This is a genomic window from Nisaea sp. (assembly GCF_034670185.1).
Classification (GTDB): domain Bacteria; phylum Pseudomonadota; class Alphaproteobacteria; order Thalassobaculales; family Thalassobaculaceae; genus Nisaea.
This window is the reverse complement of record NZ_JAXMNY010000002.1, coordinates 832,427-849,631: the sequence shown is the minus strand read 5'-3', so window position 1 is coordinate 849,631 and position 17,205 is coordinate 832,427. Positions and strand designations below refer to the sequence as shown.

Genomic DNA, 17,205 nt, shown 5'->3' with positions numbered 1-17,205 from the left:
AAAAGACATGAACGAAGACATCTTCAACATGAGTGTCCGCAAGTTTCTGAAGAAGGTCGGCGTGACCAGTCAACGCGAGATCGAGACAGCGATCCGCGCGGCGGTGGAGAGCGGCGCTTTGAAACCCGGCGCTGCAGCGGATGCCAAGGTTGTGCTGTCGATCCCGGCGGCGGGTCTTGAAGTGACCATCGACGGCACGATCGAGACCGAGTAACGGCCGTGGCCACCGAACCTTTTATCGACAGCAGGCGGGCCCGTCTGGTTGCGGGTCTGGTTTTGATCCTGTCGGTGGCGTCACTCGCCTACATTCACCGCGATGATCTGACAGTGTTCACGGACGGCGCCGCTGTGCCGGTGGTGCCGGCCAACCCCGAATTGGCGGCCTGTCTTTCGGAACGCTATGGCCCGGTTGACCGGATGCTGGCGGAGGGTGTGATCGACGATGCCAAACACACCCTCTTCAAGCAACGCGCCGCCGCCATGTGCCAGGATCGGTTCGGCGGCTGACGCGTCTACAGCTCCGGGTGGTCAGTGGATGCTGTCGTCCTCGTCGGGGACATTGCCGGCCTGATAATCCTCTGTCGTGCGGACCATCGGGCGGGCGCCACCTGCCATCGGGTTACCTTCCTCGAACTGGTCGACAACGCGGCAATCCTCGCACATCTGCAGGCGCCGGGCGGCTTCCGGCGTCGCGAACATCGAGTGCTTCTCCGCCAGTGTTTTGACGATCCGGTCGATGGTGCTTTTCGCGGCGAAGGGCTTGTCGCAGCGCACGCAATGGAACGGCTCCTCTTCCTTCATCACAACTGGCGACCTGGCTGAGGTCAGGAAGTTGATCTGCGGCTCCAGCGTGATGGCGCTTTCCGGGCAGGTGTTCCGGCAAAGCCCGCATTGCACGCAACTGCTTTCGACGAAGGAAAGCTGGGGTGCCTCCGGGTTGTCCAGCAGGGCGCTGGCCGGGCAGGCGCTGACGCAGGCAAGGCAGAGCGTGCAGGCCTCAACATCCACATTCACCCGGCCATACGGTGCGCCGGGCGGAAGGGCGATCGTGTCGACCGGGGTCGGTGCCGCAAGGCGGAGCTGGGCGAGGGCCGTATCCATGATTTCCCGCTTGCCGCCGAGCGGCAGGAAGAAACGCGGGGCAACGCCCTTGGACCGGTCCATTGACCAGAGTCTGGCTTCGACCGCGTCCGGATTGGCCTCAACCAGCAACTCCACCCGGCCACTCTCGAAGCCGAGCCCGGTCAGGACTGTTTCGGCAAGTCCGATCTGGCTCGCCAATCCGCCGATCTCCTCCTGCTTGCGCGGGTGTGCGTGCAGCACCACCCGGCCGACACCGAATGCAAAGGCGGCGGCCAGGAAATCAAGACCGATCTGGGTCACCTGGGTGACGGCGAACGGGATCACATGGGCGGGCAAGCCGCGCCCGAACCTGGCCGACATGTCGATTATCGGGGCGCCGTCAGTGGCATCGTGGACGAAGAGGGCGGCATCGCGCCCGCCGGCATCCGCATAGGCCTGCATCAGCACGGACAGGCGCTCGACCAGGGTTGTGGTTGGCGGGAAGGCGTAATGTGCTGCGCCGGTCGGACAGACCGAATTACAGGCACCGCAACCACCGCAAATATGTGCATCGAAGGCGACAACATCGCCGTCTGAGCTGATTGCGCCGGCCGGGCAGACATCGATGCAGCGCGAACAGCCGGTCTTGCGGCTGCGGGAATGTGCGCAGAGATCGGCTTTGAAATCCACATAACGCGGTTTCGCGAATTCGCCGACCATGTCCGAAAGCTCGAACAAGGCCTTCTGCACCGCGACCGGATCGCCCGGATCGGGTCGGAAATAACCGTCGCGCTTGTCGTGGCCGGTGAAAAGCGGGGTCTCTCCGGTCAGGTCGAGAATGAGGTCGCATTTCGAGACAGCGCCGTTCTGCGGCCGCTCGAAGGAGAAGGCGTCTCGGCTTGCCGGATTGGCCGGCGCGTAATCGTCGACGCCGATTTCGAAGGCGCCGAGATGCCCGGCGGTCCGGATGATCCGGCCATGAAACACCGGCACATCCATGACTGAAGGCGGCACGATGCCGCCGCTTTCTTTCAGCAGCAGCGTGACGTCGAGCCGCTCCGAGAGTTGCCGTGCCGCGTCGAGAGCGGACTGATCCTTGCCATAGACCAGGCAGATCCCGTCGGAAGAGAGCGATACCTGCGTTGTCGGCGTTCCTGCGACCGTGGCCTCCGCGATGAGTGCGGCGATCTTCGGTCCGGCATCCTTGGCCTCGTCGGACCAGCCGGCCCTCTCGCGGATATTGACGAAGCTTAACGCGCTCTCATCCAGTCCGCTTTCCTGCCCGATTTCGCTGAACAGCGGCGCTTCCTGAGTACAGCAGACGGTCAGCGGGGTGCCTGCGGCTGCCGCATCGCGAAAATTTCCAAGTTGGGATCGGCACAGGGCTGAATGGATGAAGGGTGCCGCATCGCCTTGCATAACTGCGCGCGCGACGGACTCCAGGGGCATGGTCTGATTGCAATTGCAGACCAGCAGCCGCCCGCTTTCGGTGGCCATATTTCTCTCTCCCGTGCGCTTTATATGTTTCAGTCTTTTCAGCGCGCACTTTTGATACACATATTTGCAATACGGCGCGGTCGGGGCAATGGCCCCGTCTGGAGAATCCAAGGAGTGGAAATGGAACGCAGCCGGACCATACCGGTTGGAGTGGTGCTCGAGCGCCGGAAAATCGACAATCCCTGGCAGGATCATCGCTGGAACGCGGTCTCCGTAATCGTCGGGGCGCCGGACGTCAGTGAATGGACTTTGCTCGACCAAGGCGACGGGTTTGAGCGCTTTCATGCGGCGACGCTGCCGCTGACCCTGTACCGAAAAGAAACCGAATCCTACAAAGTGAACCTGTCGGGCCAGCCGTCGGTCTATGTCGTGCTGCGGGGGGATGACGATCCGGACTCGCCGTACGAGGTTTATCCGTTCCTGGCCACGGCCTCGGCCTATGAGGCGCAGGACTATCTGGATTCAGGCGAGGAGACCGTCGAAAGCGTGCCGATGCCCGAGGGGCTGATTGCCTGGGTGCAGGATTTTTGTGACACGCACCACGAGGACGAGGTGTTCATCAAGCGCAAGCGCAGCGATCACCGCCATGAGCAGGAAAAGTTCGCCCGTCAGCCGAGGGTCGACGATAGCGGGCGGCGTGCAACCGGGAGGCGACGCCTTGACTGACACCCAGGACGAGGGCGGCGGAAACTTTCTGGCCCGCTGGTCGCAGCGCAAGGATTCGGCCCGGATCGCTGAAACGGCGACGCCTCGCGAGAAGCGCGGCGGCGCGGCGCCGGTTCTCCCCGATGAAGCACCGGACGATCAGCTCCCGGCTCTGGTCAATGGAGACGAGCGTCCTCTGACCGAGGAAGAGCAGGAGGTGGTCGACGGCTTGCCGGACATCGCGACGCTTGATGCGGAGAGCGATTTCACACCCTTCATGCAGAGCAAGGTTCCCGAATTCCTGCGCCGCCGTGCCTTGCAGGCTCTGTGGCGCACCAATCCGGTGCTGGCGAATGTCGATGGTCTGGTCGATTACGGTGGGGATTTTACCGATTCCGCCATGGTGATCGAAGGCATGCAGACGGCCTATCGGGTCGGCAAGGGGTTCATGACCGACGAGGAACTGGCCGAGAAACCGGACGAGGAAGACGCCCAGGCTGAAGATACCCAGGCCGAAGATGCCCAAGCCGAAGATACTCGAGCTGAAGATGCCGAAGTTGAAGATGGGCCAGAGGATGAAGAGGCGCGGCGGCTGGCGGCGGCCGATCACTCCGAAATTGCGAAAAACAGTGGCTCCGTTCCCGGCTCCGGAGATGCCGTTCAGGGCGAGGATGAGGCTGAAGAGGTCGGTGACGGAGACCTCGAATAACCCGCGGCGTCGTTCGCAGTGTGGAAAACCTTTGCTCCAGTGCGTGTGTTCATATGGACTTATCGACTGGGCACGCGTACTTTAATCATTCTAAAGAGCGGCAATAAGCCGTTGCAACGAAGCTTGCGATTCCTATCGGATTACGCGGGCACGTCAGGGAGAATGGGTCGGTGACAGATACCGCCCGAAGTCTGGTGTCAGAAGAAGACGCCGTCAGAGCGCACTGGTACGGTCTGCTTGCGCATTTCCTTGCGCGTCCGCCGCATCAGGACAGCCTCGATATTGCCCGTAGCTTCGAAGGCGACGACACGCCGCTTGGCAAATCCGTCGCCGCTTTCGCGGCTGCGGCGCGTGCTGCGACGGTCGAGTCCGCCGATGAAGAATTCCACAAGCTGTTCTACGGAGTGGGCCGCGGCGAGCTGGTGCCCCATGGCTCCTTTTATCTGACAGGTTTCCTCAACGAAAAGCCGCTGGCCGAACTGCGTGACGATCTTGCGCGGCTTGGTGTTGCGCGCGCCGATGATGTCAAAGAGCCCGAGGATCATATTGCCGCCCTCTGCGATGTGATGGCCGGGATGATTCGCGGCGATTTCGGTCCGGCCTGCCACCTGGAGCGCCAGGTCGAGTTTTTCGACCGGCATGTGGCGCCGTGGGCCGTGAAATTTTTCGAAGATCTCGAAGGCGCCAAGGCGTCGGTTCTCTACATGCCGCTCGGTGCCATCGGGCGGCAGTTCATGGAGATCGAGATCGAGTCGTTTCGGATGCTCGAGTAGGGCGCCGGGAAGTGATTTCCCGCAGCCGGGCACGGGCCGGCGGCGGATCAACATATCGGACCCGTGCGGAGCAGAACGGAGTTGGTGATGGCGAAAGCAAAAAAGCCCGAATCCACACGCCGTGATTTCCTGAAATTGTCGGGCATCGGCGCTGCAGCCGGTGCTGCGGTGATTGCCGGGGCGCAGAAACCTGCCGAGGCCGCATCGCGGCCCGAAAAGGTCAGTGCCGGCTACAGGGAAACCGCGCATGTGAAGACGGCCTACGCTCTGTCGCGCTTCTAGGGGCAAGACGGGGAGGGTCCTCTCATTTGGGAGGCCCGGGGCGCCACATGCTGGGGCGCCTGCTGAAACATAAGCGGTCGATAAAGAGGCCGTAATGTTCGGGAGAACGATATGTTGATGAAGAAGACGAGCGGGCGATCTGGATCGCCCCGCATGTCGCGTGCAGTGACCGGCCAGGCCGGCAGCGCGATCGACCGGAGAACGTTCCTGCGACGCTCCGGAATTACAGTCGGTGGCCTGGCCGCCGCATCCGCTCTCGGCGGCGGCATGATCAAGAAGGCCGAAGCACAAGCCAATCCGCTGGCCGGTATCGAGAAGATCCGGTCGGTCTGTACTCACTGCTCTGTCGGCTGCACGGTCGAGGCGGAAGTGCGGAATGGCGTGTGGATCGGTCAGGAGCCGGGCTTCGACAGCCCCTTCAATCTCGGGTCTCATTGCGCCAAGGGCGCTGCGGTGCGCGAGCACGCGCACGGTGAGCGCCGCCTGAAATACCCGATGAAGCTGGTCAACGGTAAGTACCAGAAGGTCAGCTGGGAACAGGCGATCAGCGATATCGGCGACCAGATGCTGAAGATCCGGGAAGAAAGTGGCCCGGATTCGGTGTACTGGCTCGGTTCCGCCAAGCACAGCAACGAACAGGCCTACCTGTTCCGTAAATTCTACGCCTTCTGGGGCTCCAATAACGGAGACCATCAGGCGCGTATCTGTCACTCGACCACGGTCGCGGGTGTTGCAAACACCTGGGGTTACGGCGCGATGACGAACAGCTACAACGACATCCACAACAGTCGTGCCATCTTCGTGATCGGCGGGAACCCGGCGGAGGCCCACCCGGTCTCGCTGCTGCACCTGCTGCGCGCGAAGGAACAGAACAACGCACCGCTGATCGTCTGCGACCCGCGCTTCACGCGGACCGCGGCGCACGCGTCCGAATATGTCCGGTTCCGTCCGGGCTCGGACGTCGGGCTGATCTGGGGCCTGCTCTGGCACATCTTCGAGAATGGCTGGGAAGACAAGGAATTCATCCGCCAGCGTGTCTGGGGCATGGAAGAGATCCGGGCCGAAGTGAAGAAGTGGACGCCGGAAGAGACCGAGCGGGTTACCGGGGTTCCGGGCTCGCAGATGCGCCGGGTTGCGCGGACGCTGGTCAATAACCGTCCGGGCACCGTGATCTGGTGCATGGGCGGCACCCAGCACACCAACGGCAACAACAACACCCGTGCCTATTGCATCCTGCAGCTTGCGCTCGGGAACATGGGCAAGGCCGGTGGCGGCACCAACATCTTCCGCGGCCACGACAACGTCCAGGGCGCGACCGATCTTGGCGTGCTGTCCCACACCCTGCCGGGCTATTACGGTCTCAGCACCGGTGCCTGGAAGCACTGGTCCCGGGTCTGGGATGTCGATTACGACTACATGCTCAGCCGGTTCGCCGACAAGAAGCTGATGGAATCCAGCGGCATTCCGGTGTCGCGCTGGATCGACGGCGTGCTTGAAGACAAAGCCAACATGGACCAGCCCAATAATGTCCGGGCCATGGTGCTTTGGGGCCACGCGCCGAACTCGCAGACCCGTATGGTCGAAATGAAGAAGGCGATGGAGAAACTCGATCTCCTCGTCGTCGTCGATCCATACCCGACTGTTTCGGCAGTTCTGCATGACCGCAAGGACGGGGTCTACCTGCTCCCGGCAGCCACGCAGTTCGAGACCTACGGCTCGGTGACGGCCTCCAATCGCTCCATCCAGTGGCGCGACAAAGTGGTGGAGCCGCTCTTCGAATCGAAGACCGACCATGAGATCATGTATCTCTTCGCCGAGAAATTCGGCATGGCCGATCAGATGTTCAAGAACATCAAGGTCAACGGCAAGGAGCCTTACGTCGAGGACATCACTGCCGAGATCAACAAGGGCATGTGGACCATCGGCTATACCGGCCAGACGCCGGAGCGGCTGCGCAAGCACATGGCCAACCAGCATACGTTCGACAAGACCTCTCTTCAGGCGAAGGGCGGTCCGTGCGACGGTGACTACTACGGCATGCCGTGGCCGTGCTGGGGTACTCCGGAGATGAACCATCCGGGCACGCCGATCCTCTACGATCCGTCGAAACCGGTTTCTGAGGGCGGACTTACCTTCCGCGCCCGGTTCGGTGTCGAACGGAACGGCGAGAATCTGTTGGCGGTCGATTCCTACGGCGCCAATTCGGATCTGAAGGACGGATATCCGGAATTCACCATGGCCATGCTGAAGAAGCTTGGCTGGGACAAGGATCTGACCGACGAAGAGCGGAAGACGATCGAAGGCATTTCCGGCGACAAGACAAACTGGAAGACCGACCTTTCCGGCGGTATTCAGCGTGTTGCGATCGCTCACGAATGCTCACCGTTCGGCAATGCGAAGGCACGTGCCGTGGTCTGGACCTTCCCGGATCCGGTGCCGCTCCATCGTGAACCGCTCTACACCTCGCGGCGGGACCTCGTGGCGGATTACCCGACCTACGAGGACAGGAAAGCGTATCGTCTGCCGACGCTCTATGCGTCGATCCAGAAGAACGACTTCTCCAAGGACTTCCCGATCATCCTCACGTCCGGCCGTCTGGTCGAATATGAGGGCGGCGGTGAAGAAACCCGGTCCAACCCGTGGCTGGCCGAATTGCAGCAAGACATGTTCGTCGAGATCAACCCGCGTGATGCCAACAACTACGGCATCAGGGATGGTCAGATGGTCTGGCTGACCGGTCCGGAGAACGGCAAGGTCAAGGTCAAGGCGATGGTGACCGAAAGGGTCGGCTCAGGCGTTGCCTTCATGCCGTTCCACTTTGGTGGGCATTTCCAGGGCAAGGATCTCCGGAGCAAGTATCCGGATGGTGCGGATCCCTATGTCCTCGGTGAATCGTCAAACACTGCGCAGACCTACGGCTATGATTCGGTCACGCAGATGCAGGAAACCAAAGCGACCCTGTGTCGTATTGAGCCTGCGTAAGGGAGCGAAACAATGGCACGTATGAAGTTCCTGTGTGACGCCGAGCGCTGCATCGAATGCAACGCTTGTGTCACGGCCTGCAAAAACGAGCATGAGGTTCCCTGGGGCGTGAACCGCCGGCGCGTCGTCACGATCAATGACGGCAAGCCGGGTGAACGGTCCATCTCTGTGGCCTGCATGCACTGTTCCGACGCACCCTGCATGGCGGTGTGCCCGGTCGATTGCTTCTATCAGACCGACGAGGGTGTGGTTTTGCACTCCAAGGATCTGTGCATCGGCTGCGGCTATTGCCTCTATGCCTGCCCGTTCGGAGCGCCTCAATACCCGCAAGCCGGCAATTTCGGCAGTCGTGGCAAGATGGACAAGTGCACCTTCTGCGCTGGTGGTCCGGAAGACGACAACAGCAATGCCGAGTTCCAGAAGTACGGACGGAACCGTCTGGCGGAGGGCAAGCTACCGCTCTGCGCGGAGATGTGCTCGACCAAGGCTCTGCTTGCTGGTGACGGAGACGTCGTGTCCGCGATCTATCGTGAGCGGACCGTGGCTCGGGGCTTCGGCTCCGGTGCCTGGGGTTGGGGCACAGCCTACGATCAGAAAACCGGCGGGTAACCGCTGGACCCCGGGGGCCGTTCTGCGGCCCCCGGCCCGGTCTCTGACCAAACACGTGCGTATGCCGACCCAATCCGCCTCACAGCGTCTCAATGCGCCGTGTCTGGATTTCGGCCGGTCGTCCATGGATCGCGAAAGCGAAAACGGACGCATTGCATTTTTCGAGGAGTCAAACGGACATGATTTCACTTCGTCCGAACTGGATTCGCGGCGCGGCACTCGCGGTGCTCGTCCTGGCGCTGCTGGGCGGCTGCCGGGAGACGGAGCAGGACCGTGTTCTGCTGTATAAAAAAGGCACTTATCTCGGTAAGGCGGACCAGCACTTGTCCGACGAAACCCTGTCGGAGATCCGCAATCGCGGTCGCCGACAAAGCTTCGACCTCTAGGCCCCGGGGGAAATCAGAACATGACATTCTCGGCTTTCACCAAATATCTCGCCGGCCTGGCAGTGGTCGTGACAATCATCGCAGGCCTCGGCCTGGTCTTCGGGACGGGTGTCGTCTCCGAGGCTTCGGCGCAACAGGCCGGATCCGTTCCAGGCAACGCGCTGGGAACTTCGAGCGATACCGATTTCTGGCGGGCCGTGCGTCAGGGCGAACAGGGAAGCGTTTCAATCCCGGATGCCCGCGCCGGTGTCCTGATCCAGTCCGAGGGCGACAACTGGCGGGCCTTCCGCAACGGGCCGCTCTCGGTATTCGGTGCCTGGGCCCTGCTCGGCATGGTCATCCTGCTGTGCGTCTTCTTTATCCTGCGTGGCCGGATCAAGGTCGAGCATGGCCTCAGCGGCAAGCTGATAGAGCGCTTCAATACGGTTGAGCGCTTCGCCCACTGGCTGACCGCAACGAGTTTCGTGGTGTTGGCGCTGACCGGCCTCAACGTGCTCTATGGCCGTTATGCGCTGCTACCGCTGATCGGACCCGATGCCTTCTCGGTTATCACCGTGGCCGGCAAGTACATGCATAACTACCTTGCCTTCCCCTTCATGGTCGGTGTTGTGATGATGTTCGTGCTCTGGGTTGGGCACAATATTCCGAACCGGACCGATCTTAACTGGATCGCAAAAGCAGGCGGTCTGTTCACCAAGGGTGTGCATCCGCCGGCGAAGAAGTTCAACGCCGGCCAGAAGCTGATTTTCTGGTCCGTCATCATCGGGGGCGTCTCGATCAGCGTCTCGGGACTCGCGCTGCTGTTCCCGTTCGAGATCCAGATGTTCGGCAAGACCTTCGCCATCATCAACCTGTTCGGAACCTCGCTGCCGACAGAGCTGTCGGTCATGCAGGAAGTGCAGTTGTCCCAACTCTGGCATTCCATTGTCGGCATCGGCCTGATCATGGTCATCATCGCCCACATCTATATCGGCTCCATCGGTATGGAAGGTGCTTTCGATGCTATGGGCAGCGGTCAGGTGGATGAGAACTGGGCCAAGGAACACCACAGTCTCTGGGTCGAGGAAGTTAAGGCCCATCAAGCCTCGTCCGGCTCGGACTAGGCGCGGCGGCCGAGACCCATCGTGCGACGAGGGAACGGCATCGCTTTACAATCCGAGACGGGCGCGACCCCTCGCTGGCTCGCGCCCGCTCTTCTCGCCTTGTTGTGTATTCTCCTGCCCCGTTCGCCGGCTTATGCGGAGTTGGTCGGCCATGGCGGGCCCGTGCATGCCGTCGCTGTCTCCGATGATGGCGAAACAGTGCTGACCGCGGGCTTCGATTATTCCGTCATTCATTGGGACCTGACTGCCGAGAAGGCCCGTACGCTGATGTATGGCCATGATGCGGCCGTCGGGGATGTCGCTTTCGTCCGGCAGACCGGGCTGGCTGTTTCCGGCGGAAATGATGGCAACGTCTATCTCTGGCAAATCGGGGCGGCCGACCCCCTGCGTGTTCTGCACCGGCATGACGGGAACGTCTCGGCTGTTGCCGTATCGCCGGACGGCAATTTGATCGCGTCCGCCGGGTTCGATGGCATGGTCCGGATAAGCCCGCTTGCAGGCGATGCCGCCCCGATGGTTCTGAAAGGCCATGCCGGGCCGGTCAATGCGGTTCTTTTTACCGACGCGGGTGACCGGCTCTTGAGTGCGGGTTATGACGGCACGATACGCCTTTGGACGCCTGCCACTCAGGCGATGGAACTCTTCGCTGAAATCGGATTGCCGGTGAACCGGCTCTCCCTCTCGCCGGATGGCAAGACGCTTGTGGTGGCCGGGACCGACGAGGCCGTGCGCCTGTTCGATACGGAAAGCCGGGAGGAGCGCCGGTTCATGCTCGGGCATGAAGCACCGGTGCTTTCAATCGCCATTACGCCGGACGGTGAACGGTTTGCGACCGGGGGCGCGCGGGGGCAGATTGTCTTCTGGTCGCTTGCGGACGGGCGGCCGCTGAAGACCCTCCGGGGGCATAAGGGGCCGGTCTGGTCGGTCGCGTTCACACCGGGCGGCAGCCAGCTTCTTTCCGCCGGACGCGACGGGCGGGTGATCCGCTGGGATCTCGAAACCGGCGCTCAGATCGGAGCCGGGGATGCGACAGATGAGGAGCCCTATGTGCCTCCGGGCGACGCACTGGCAGCGCGCGGCGCGAAACTGTTCGGAACCTGTGCCGTCTGTCACACCTTGACGCCTGATGGCGGTCATCGGGCCGGGCCGACGCTGTATGGCGTGTTCGGCCGCCGGGTTGGGACCGTTGCCGGCTATCCCTATTCGAAAGCACTGCTGGAGAGCGATATAGTCTGGGACGAGCAAACCATCGGCGCGCTCTTCGAGAAGGGCCCGCAACACGTGGTTCCGGGCACCAAGATGCCGCTGCAGCGACTGCGCAGCTCCGAAGACCGGCGCGCGTTGCTGCATTTTTTACGTCAGGCATTGGCCTTCGCTGAACGCCAAGCCGGACAAACCAAGGGAGAATAAAATGAAAGCCTTTGTCGCGGCCCTGGTCGGCCTGTTCGTTATCACCGGCGTTGCCTGGGGTGGCCTCCACCTGTTCGATTTCAGTACCAAGACTGTCTATCAGTCGGCCACGGGTGACGTTCGGCTCGACTGATGCTCCGGTCTTCGGTTTTCATATTGATCGCGGCGCTGGCAGCCAGTGTTTCCGCCCGGGCGGACGAGGCTGCTCTTGTGGGAAAGGGGCGTGAGGTCGCGCTTCTGCATTGTGCCCGGTGTCATGTGATTGATGCAAAAACAAGGCTGGGCGGGATAGGCAGCACACCGTCCTTTCCGTTGCTGATGTCTCTTGCGGACGGCGAGCACCGCTTCATCACCTTCTTCGACCGGCGACCGCATCCGGTCTTCATCCGGATGGAGGGGGTCGAGCCGCTGACGCCCTTGCCGGCCAACGCTGCGGAAGCCGAATTGACCGTCGATGATCTCGATGCGCTGATCGCCTATGCCCTCTCCCTGAAATAGACCGCGGATTGACGGCGGCCGGTGCCGTCAGTAAGGCTTGCGGAAGATTCTCACGCTCAGCGAACAGCGAGGCCCATGACCGTTCCGCCCCCCGCCTATCTGACCGTCCGCGAACTCGCGGACCTGCTGCGGGTGAAAGAGCGCAAGATCTACCAGCTTGTGGCCGACGGTGAGGTTCCATGCCGCCGGGTCACTGGAAAACTGCTGTTCCCGCGTCAGGAAATCGAGGCCTGGATTGCTGGAGATACCAGCGCCAGTTCTTCCGAAGCCGCCCCAGCATCGACGATAACTGAACTGCCTCCTCCTGCCGGGATTGTCGCGGGAAGCCATGATCCCTTGCTCGACTGGGCATTGCGGGAATCCGGCGCTGGTCTGCCGACGCTTTTTGACGGAAGCCTCGATGGCATTGCCCGGTTCGAGAAACGGGAAGCCTCGGTTGCGGGCATTCATATTCCCGAGGAAGACGGCGCGGGCTGGAACCTGTCGGCGGTGCGCGCGCTTGGTCCGGCCCGAAATGCGGTGCTTATCTCCTGGGCAACCCGCACGCGCGGATTGATCGTCGCCCAGGGCAATCCGAGCGGAATCGGAAACATCCCTGATCTGGCGGGAAAGAGGGTGGCCCAGCGGCAGGCCCATGCGGGAAGCCAGCTTTTGCTGGAGCAGCTGATGGCGCGCGCCGGTCTGGCTGAAACGGACGTGAGTTGGCTTGATTTACCAGCGCGGACGGAGACGGACGTGGCCGAAGCGGTGCGTGCCGGCCGGGCCGAGGCGGGTCTCGGACTGGAGAGCGTGGCCCGGCAGCATGGGCTCGATTTCATTCCCCTGGTCGAGGAACGGTTCGATCTGCTGGTCTGCCGGAGGTTCTATTTCGAGCCGCCGTTCCAGGCTCTGCTCGACTTTGCGTCGGGAGCGGTGTTCCGCGACAGGGCGGCGGAACTCGGCGGGTACGATGTCTCGGAAATCGGCCGGGTCAGGGACAACGCTCCCTGACCCAAGCCTTGGATTCTCTTACTTCGCGTTGGCGAAGAACAGCTGCTGGCCGTTCAGCTTGTAGCTGTTGATGGTTGCCTGGCCTTCGTCGCCGGTCACCCAGTCGATGAAGGCCTGGCCCAGTTCCTTCTTCACGACGGGATGTTTGGCCGGGTTCACCAGAATGACGCCATACTGGTTGAACAGGACCTTGTCGCCTTCGACCTGGACCTTGAAATCGCTCTTGTTCTTGAAGCTGATCCAGGTGGCCCGGTCGGTCAGTGCGTAGGCGCCCATGCCGACGGCTGCATTGAGGGTCGCGCCCATGCCGGAGCCGGTTTCCCGATACCAGGAGCCGCTGGAGGCATCGGCATCGACACCGGCCGCTTTCCAGAGACGTTTTTCCTTCTTGTGCGTGCCGCTGTCATCGCCGCGCGATGCGAAAGGCGTCTTGGCATCGGCGATCATCTTGAGCGCCGCCGGCGCGTCCTTCATGCCGCCGACTTTCGCCGGGTCGGCAGCCGGGCCGACAATGACGAAATCGTTGAACATGACGTCCTGTCGGCTGACACCGAAGCCGTCCGCGACGAATTTCTCCTCGGCGGGCTTGGCATGCACGAAGAGAACGTCGCCGTCGCCATTGCGCGCATTCTTCAGTGCCTGGCCGGTGCCGACAGCCACGACACGGACTTCGATGCCGGTCTTCTTGCTGAAGATCGGCAGCATGTAATCGAACAGGCCGGAATTCTGCGTCGACGTGGTCGATTGCAGGGTGATGAACTTGTCGGCGGCAACAACATTGCCGGTTCCCGTCAGAGCGAGCATCGCCGCGAGTGCGAGCCCTCCCAAAATCCTCTTCAGGTGTTTCATTGCGTTTGCTCCCAATGGTCGGTGGTTTGGTCCGGGGTCGGTGATTTGGTCCGGTCAGGCGCCGTCCGGCAGGTGCAGCCGTCCGGCAAGATAATCGCGCGCGGCGGCGCTCGATGGTTCCTCGAAGAAGGCGGCGGCGGCGCTTTGCTCTGCGATCCGGCCCCGGTCCATGAAGATGATTTCGGAGGCGAGGCGCCGGGCCTGGTGGATGTCGTGGCTGATCATGATGATCTTGCAGCCCCGCCGTTCCGCCGCCAGTACCAGCGCCTCGATGGCGGCGGTGGAGGCTGGGTCGAGGCTGGCAGTGGGTTCGTCCAGGAACAGCACGTCCGGCCGGAGGCTGAGAGCGCGTGCCAGGGCAAGGCGTTGCTGCTCCCCGCCGGAGAGGACGCGGGCCGGACGCGCCGCCAGATGCGCAATGCCCGCTTCCTGCAAGGCTTCTGTGGTCCGCTGGCTGCGCTGACCGCGCGGAACACCAGCCGCATTCAGGGCATGATCGAGATTGGCAGCGGCAGACCGGCGCAGCAGCACTGGCTTCTGGAACACCATGGCCTGGCGCTTGCGGATCTCTCGATTGGCGGTCTGTCCCCGCCAGGTCACAGTTCCGGCGCTTGCCGTGATCAGTCCGTGCAGGATGCGCATCAGGATGCTTTTCCCGGCGCCGTTCGGCCCGAGGATCATGCTAATGCCGCCTTCGATGATTTGCAGGCTCACCTTGTCCAGCAGGGCAAGCCCATCGGGTGCGTAGCTAAGATCTTCCGCGCGCAGCGGCAGCAGCGGATTGGTTGCCGCGAAGCTGGCATTCTGGCTGACATTCTGCGGGATGTTATTCATAGGCAAACCGCCGCGCCGTCCCCTTCAGGGCCATCAGGGCGGCATTCACGCTGATCGAGATGCCGATCAGGATGATGCCGAGCGCCAGAGCCAGGGCGAGGTCGCCTTTCGAGGTTTCCAGCGCGATGGCGGTCGTCATCACCCGGGTCACATGGTTGATGTTGCCGCCGACGATGATTACCGCCCCGACCTCCGCGACAGCCCGCCCGAACCCGGCCAGCATCACGGTGATCAGGGAAAACCGACCATCCCAGAGCAGGGTGGTGAGGGTGGAGAGCGGCCCAAGGGCGAGCGAGCGCAGTTGCTCGTCATATTCTTTATGCAGATCGGCGATCACCTGCCGGGTCAGCGCCGTCGCGATCGGGGTCACCAGCACAGTTTGAGCGATGATCATGGCGGTCGGTGAGTAGAGCAGCTGAAAGGTGCCGAAGGGACCCGCATTCGACAGCAGCATGTAGATCGCCAGCCCGACTACCACGGGCGGCAGCCCCATCATGGCATTGGTCAGAACCAGCAGCACGCTGCGGCCCGGAAACCGGAAAATGGCGATGGCCGCGCCGAGGGACATTCCGATCATGCAGGCGCACAGGGTCGCGGACAGGCTGACCTTCAGCGAAAGCAGCACGATCTCCGCGAGATCGGCGTCTGCGGAAAGGATGAGCCGAAAGGCCAGTGAGAATGATTCTGCAAAATCCTGCATAATTTACCATACAGGGTGTTTTTTACCGATGCTAGCCGGTTTTCCAGCATGCGGGCTGAACCGAAAGGCCTGGCTTTGCAGGCGGCGGAAATGCACGTGTGCGCAACATGCAAAATAATGCATGTCAATTTTGGTGATTGCATTATAGTGCGTTCCCGATTGAAGAAGACGGAGCGCCCCGGCGAGTGGCGCCCAATGGGAGATGCTCAAAATGATGATCGATTTCCGGACCGATCCGTCCCGCTATAAGCACTGGAAGCTGGTATTCGACGGCGCCCGTGCTGACCTTGTTATGGATGTGGACGAGAAAGGCGGCTTGTTCGAGGGCTACGAGCTGAAGCTCAATTCCTACGATCTCGGAGTCGATATCGAGCTGTATGACGCCATCCAGCGGCTTCGGTTCGAGCATCCGGAAGTGAAGGTGGTGGTGCTGCGGTCGGCCAAGGACCGGGTGTTCTGCGCTGGCGCCAATATCCGCATGCTGGCGGGTGCGGCCCATGCCCATAAGGTGAATTTCTGCAAATTCACCAACGAGACCCGGAATTACATGGAAGAGGCGAGCGCTGAGTCCGGTCAGAAATATCTGGCGGCGGTGACCGGTGCCTGCGCCGGCGGTGGTTATGAGCTGGCGCTCGCGACCGACCATATCATCCTGACTGATGACGGCGCGTCCTCCGTCGCTTTGCCGGAAGCGCCGCTGCTGGCCGTGCTGCCGGGCACGGGCGGGCTGACCCGCGTCACCGACAAGCGCAAGGTTCGGCGGGACCGGGCAGATGTGTTCTGCGCCATCGAAGAAGGCATCAAGGGCAAGCGCGCCGTGGACTGGGATCTCGTCGACGAGCTGGCGCCGAACTCGAAGTTCGACGAGGTGGTCGCAGCCCGGGTGGCGACGATGGCCGACGTGTCGGACCGGCCGTCCGATGCGAAAGGCGTTGCCCTGCCGCCGATTGAACGGAAGATCGAGGGCGATCTGATGCAGTACGATCTGGTTACGGTCGAGATCGATCGGGACGAGCGTAACGCGACCATCACCATAACCGGACCGGAACAGGATGTGCCGGCCGATACTGACGCCCTCACAGCCCTTGGCGCCGATTACTGGATGCTGAAGCTCTGCCGGGAGCTGGATGATGCGATTCTGCATCTGCGGATCAACGAGCTGGAGATTGGCACGCTGATCCTGAAGACCGCGGGCGACGGCGCAAAGGTGCTCGCGCATGACGCCTTTATCGCCGCCAATCGCGATCACTGGCTGGCCCGCGAGATCTCGCTCTACTGGAAGCGGGTGATGAAGCGGATCGACGTGACCTCACGCTCGCTGGTAGCGCTCGTCGAGCCGGGAAGCTGCTTTGCCGGATCGCTGGCGGAACTGCTGTTCGCCGCCGACCGCAGCTACATGCTGGAAGGTCAGCTTGAGGGCGACAACCGTCCGCCGGCCGAAATCGCGCTTGGTCCGGCCAATTTCGGCCCCTTCCCGATGAGCAACGATCTGACTCGTCTTCAAACCCGGTTCCTCGGAGAGCCGGAGGCGGTGACGAAAGCGGAAGGCTCGATCGGCGAGAGTCTGGATGCGGAACGAGCGGACGAGCTCGGCCTCGTTACCTTCATCTTCGACGATATCGACTGGGAGGACGAAGTCCGGATGTTCCTCGAGGAACGCTCCAGCTTCTCCCCCGATGCGCTTACCGGCATGGAGGCGAACCTGCGTTTTGCCGGGCCGGAGACCATGGAAACCAAGATTTTCGGACGCCTGACCGCATGGCAGAACTGGATCTTCCAGCGCCCGAACGCGGTTGGCCCGGACGGTGCGCTTGGCCGCTACGGCACCGGCCGCCAGCCGGAATACGACATCAAACGGGTCTGACCGCCCAATAGA

19 protein-coding genes are annotated in these 17,205 nt (G+C 62.1%); 15 read left to right on the top strand and 4 right to left on the bottom strand.

The window, feature by feature from the left end; genetic code table 11:
• Window positions 1-7: 7 nt before the first annotated feature.
• A complete protein-coding gene (locus VOI22_RS13645; protein ID WP_323797006.1) occupies window positions 8-214 on the top strand; it encodes a DUF6494 family protein in 207 nt (68 codons plus the stop codon).
• A 5-nt stretch (window positions 215-219) separates the two neighbouring features.
• Complete coding sequence (locus VOI22_RS13640; RefSeq protein ID WP_323797005.1) at window positions 220-507, top strand: hypothetical protein; 288 nt, start codon at window positions 220-222, stop codon at window positions 505-507.
• 21 nt (window positions 508-528) lie between these two features.
• Here the strand turns inward: VOI22_RS13640 and VOI22_RS13635 are convergent, their stop codons facing one another.
• Window positions 529-2,559, bottom strand: coding sequence for a 4Fe-4S binding protein (locus VOI22_RS13635; RefSeq protein ID WP_323797004.1), 2,031 nt, complete (start codon window positions 2,557-2,559; stop codon window positions 529-531).
• A 120-nt stretch (window positions 2,560-2,679) separates the two neighbouring features.
• On the opposite strand from VOI22_RS13635, the gene VOI22_RS13630 reads away from it, so the two are divergent.
• The 12 genes from VOI22_RS13630 (at window position 2,680) to VOI22_RS13575 (ending at window position 12,946) form a co-directional block, all read left to right on the top strand.
• The gene (locus tag VOI22_RS13630; protein WP_323797003.1) at window positions 2,680-3,225 is read left to right on the top strand and encodes a DUF3305 domain-containing protein; all 546 of its coding nucleotides are present in this window, start codon (window positions 2,680-2,682) and stop codon (window positions 3,223-3,225) included.
• Window positions 3,218-3,913, top strand: coding sequence for a DUF3306 domain-containing protein (locus VOI22_RS13625; protein ID WP_323797002.1), 696 nt, complete (start codon window positions 3,218-3,220; stop codon window positions 3,911-3,913). Before VOI22_RS13630 ends, VOI22_RS13625 begins: the two co-directional genes overlap by 8 nt.
• A 170-nt stretch (window positions 3,914-4,083) precedes the next feature.
• Window positions 4,084-4,686, top strand: a complete 603-nt coding sequence (locus tag VOI22_RS13620) for a molecular chaperone TorD family protein (RefSeq protein WP_323797001.1) — start codon at window positions 4,084-4,086, stop codon at window positions 4,684-4,686.
• 87 nt (window positions 4,687-4,773) lie between these two features.
• Window positions 4,774-4,968, top strand: a complete 195-nt coding sequence (locus VOI22_RS13615; protein ID WP_028467471.1) for a twin-arginine translocation signal domain-containing protein — start codon at window positions 4,774-4,776, stop codon at window positions 4,966-4,968.
• 111 nt (window positions 4,969-5,079) lie between these two features.
• Window positions 5,080-7,950 carry a formate dehydrogenase subunit alpha gene (locus VOI22_RS13610; protein ID WP_323797000.1) on the top strand — a complete coding sequence of 957 codons (2,871 nt, stop codon included), beginning with the start codon at window positions 5,080-5,082 and terminating at the stop codon, window positions 7,948-7,950.
• A gap of 12 nt (window positions 7,951-7,962) precedes the next feature.
• Window positions 7,963-8,559, top strand: coding sequence for a formate dehydrogenase FDH3 subunit beta (gene fdh3B / locus VOI22_RS13605; RefSeq protein ID WP_028467473.1), 597 nt, complete (start codon window positions 7,963-7,965; stop codon window positions 8,557-8,559).
• A 179-nt stretch (window positions 8,560-8,738) separates the two neighbouring features.
• On the top strand, window positions 8,739-8,945 hold the full coding sequence (locus tag VOI22_RS13600; protein ID WP_028467474.1) for a hypothetical protein: 207 nt from the start codon (window positions 8,739-8,741) through the stop codon (window positions 8,943-8,945).
• 20 nt (window positions 8,946-8,965) lie between these two features.
• Window positions 8,966-10,048 carry a formate dehydrogenase subunit gamma gene (locus tag VOI22_RS13595; protein ID WP_323796999.1) on the top strand — a complete coding sequence of 361 codons (1,083 nt, stop codon included), beginning with the start codon at window positions 8,966-8,968 and terminating at the stop codon, window positions 10,046-10,048.
• 21 nt (window positions 10,049-10,069) lie between these two features.
• Entirely contained in the window at window positions 10,070-11,458 is a 1,389-nt protein-coding gene (locus tag VOI22_RS13590) for a c-type cytochrome (RefSeq protein ID WP_323796998.1), read from the top strand.
• A 1-nt stretch (window position 11,459) separates the two neighbouring features.
• On the top strand, window positions 11,460-11,591 hold the full coding sequence (locus VOI22_RS13585) for a hypothetical protein (protein ID WP_323796997.1): 132 nt from the start codon (window positions 11,460-11,462) through the stop codon (window positions 11,589-11,591).
• Window positions 11,591-11,956, top strand: a complete 366-nt coding sequence (locus tag VOI22_RS13580) for a cytochrome c (RefSeq protein WP_323796996.1) — start codon at window positions 11,591-11,593, stop codon at window positions 11,954-11,956. The genes VOI22_RS13585 and VOI22_RS13580 overlap by 1 nt, the downstream gene beginning before the upstream one ends.
• Window positions 11,957-12,031: 75 nt before the next feature.
• Window positions 12,032-12,946 (top strand): helix-turn-helix transcriptional regulator, encoded by a 915-nt coding sequence (locus VOI22_RS13575; protein ID WP_323796995.1) that lies wholly within the window; start codon window positions 12,032-12,034, stop codon window positions 12,944-12,946.
• A gap of 18 nt (window positions 12,947-12,964) precedes the next feature.
• Here VOI22_RS13575 and VOI22_RS13570 read toward each other — a convergent pair whose 3' ends face one another.
• The 3 genes from VOI22_RS13570 to VOI22_RS13560 are packed head-to-tail and all read right to left on the bottom strand — an operon-like array spanning window position 12,965 to window position 15,329.
• On the bottom strand, window positions 12,965-13,795 hold the full coding sequence (locus VOI22_RS13570) for a substrate-binding domain-containing protein (RefSeq protein ID WP_323796994.1): 831 nt from the start codon (window positions 13,793-13,795) through the stop codon (window positions 12,965-12,967).
• Between the two features lie 54 nt (window positions 13,796-13,849).
• Window positions 13,850-14,629 carry an ATP-binding cassette domain-containing protein gene (locus VOI22_RS13565; protein ID WP_323796993.1) on the bottom strand — a complete coding sequence of 260 codons (780 nt, stop codon included), beginning with the start codon at window positions 14,627-14,629 and terminating at the stop codon, window positions 13,850-13,852.
• A complete protein-coding gene (locus tag VOI22_RS13560; RefSeq protein ID WP_323796992.1) occupies window positions 14,622-15,329 on the bottom strand; it encodes an ABC transporter permease in 708 nt (235 codons plus the stop codon). The genes VOI22_RS13565 and VOI22_RS13560 overlap by 8 nt, the downstream gene beginning before the upstream one ends.
• Before the next feature lie 211 nt (window positions 15,330-15,540).
• Between VOI22_RS13560 and boxC the strand changes: the two genes are divergently transcribed.
• Entirely contained in the window at window positions 15,541-17,193 is a 1,653-nt protein-coding gene (gene boxC / locus VOI22_RS13555) for a 2,3-epoxybenzoyl-CoA dihydrolase (RefSeq protein WP_323796991.1), read from the top strand.
• The last annotated feature ends 12 nt before the right edge of the window (window positions 17,194-17,205 follow it).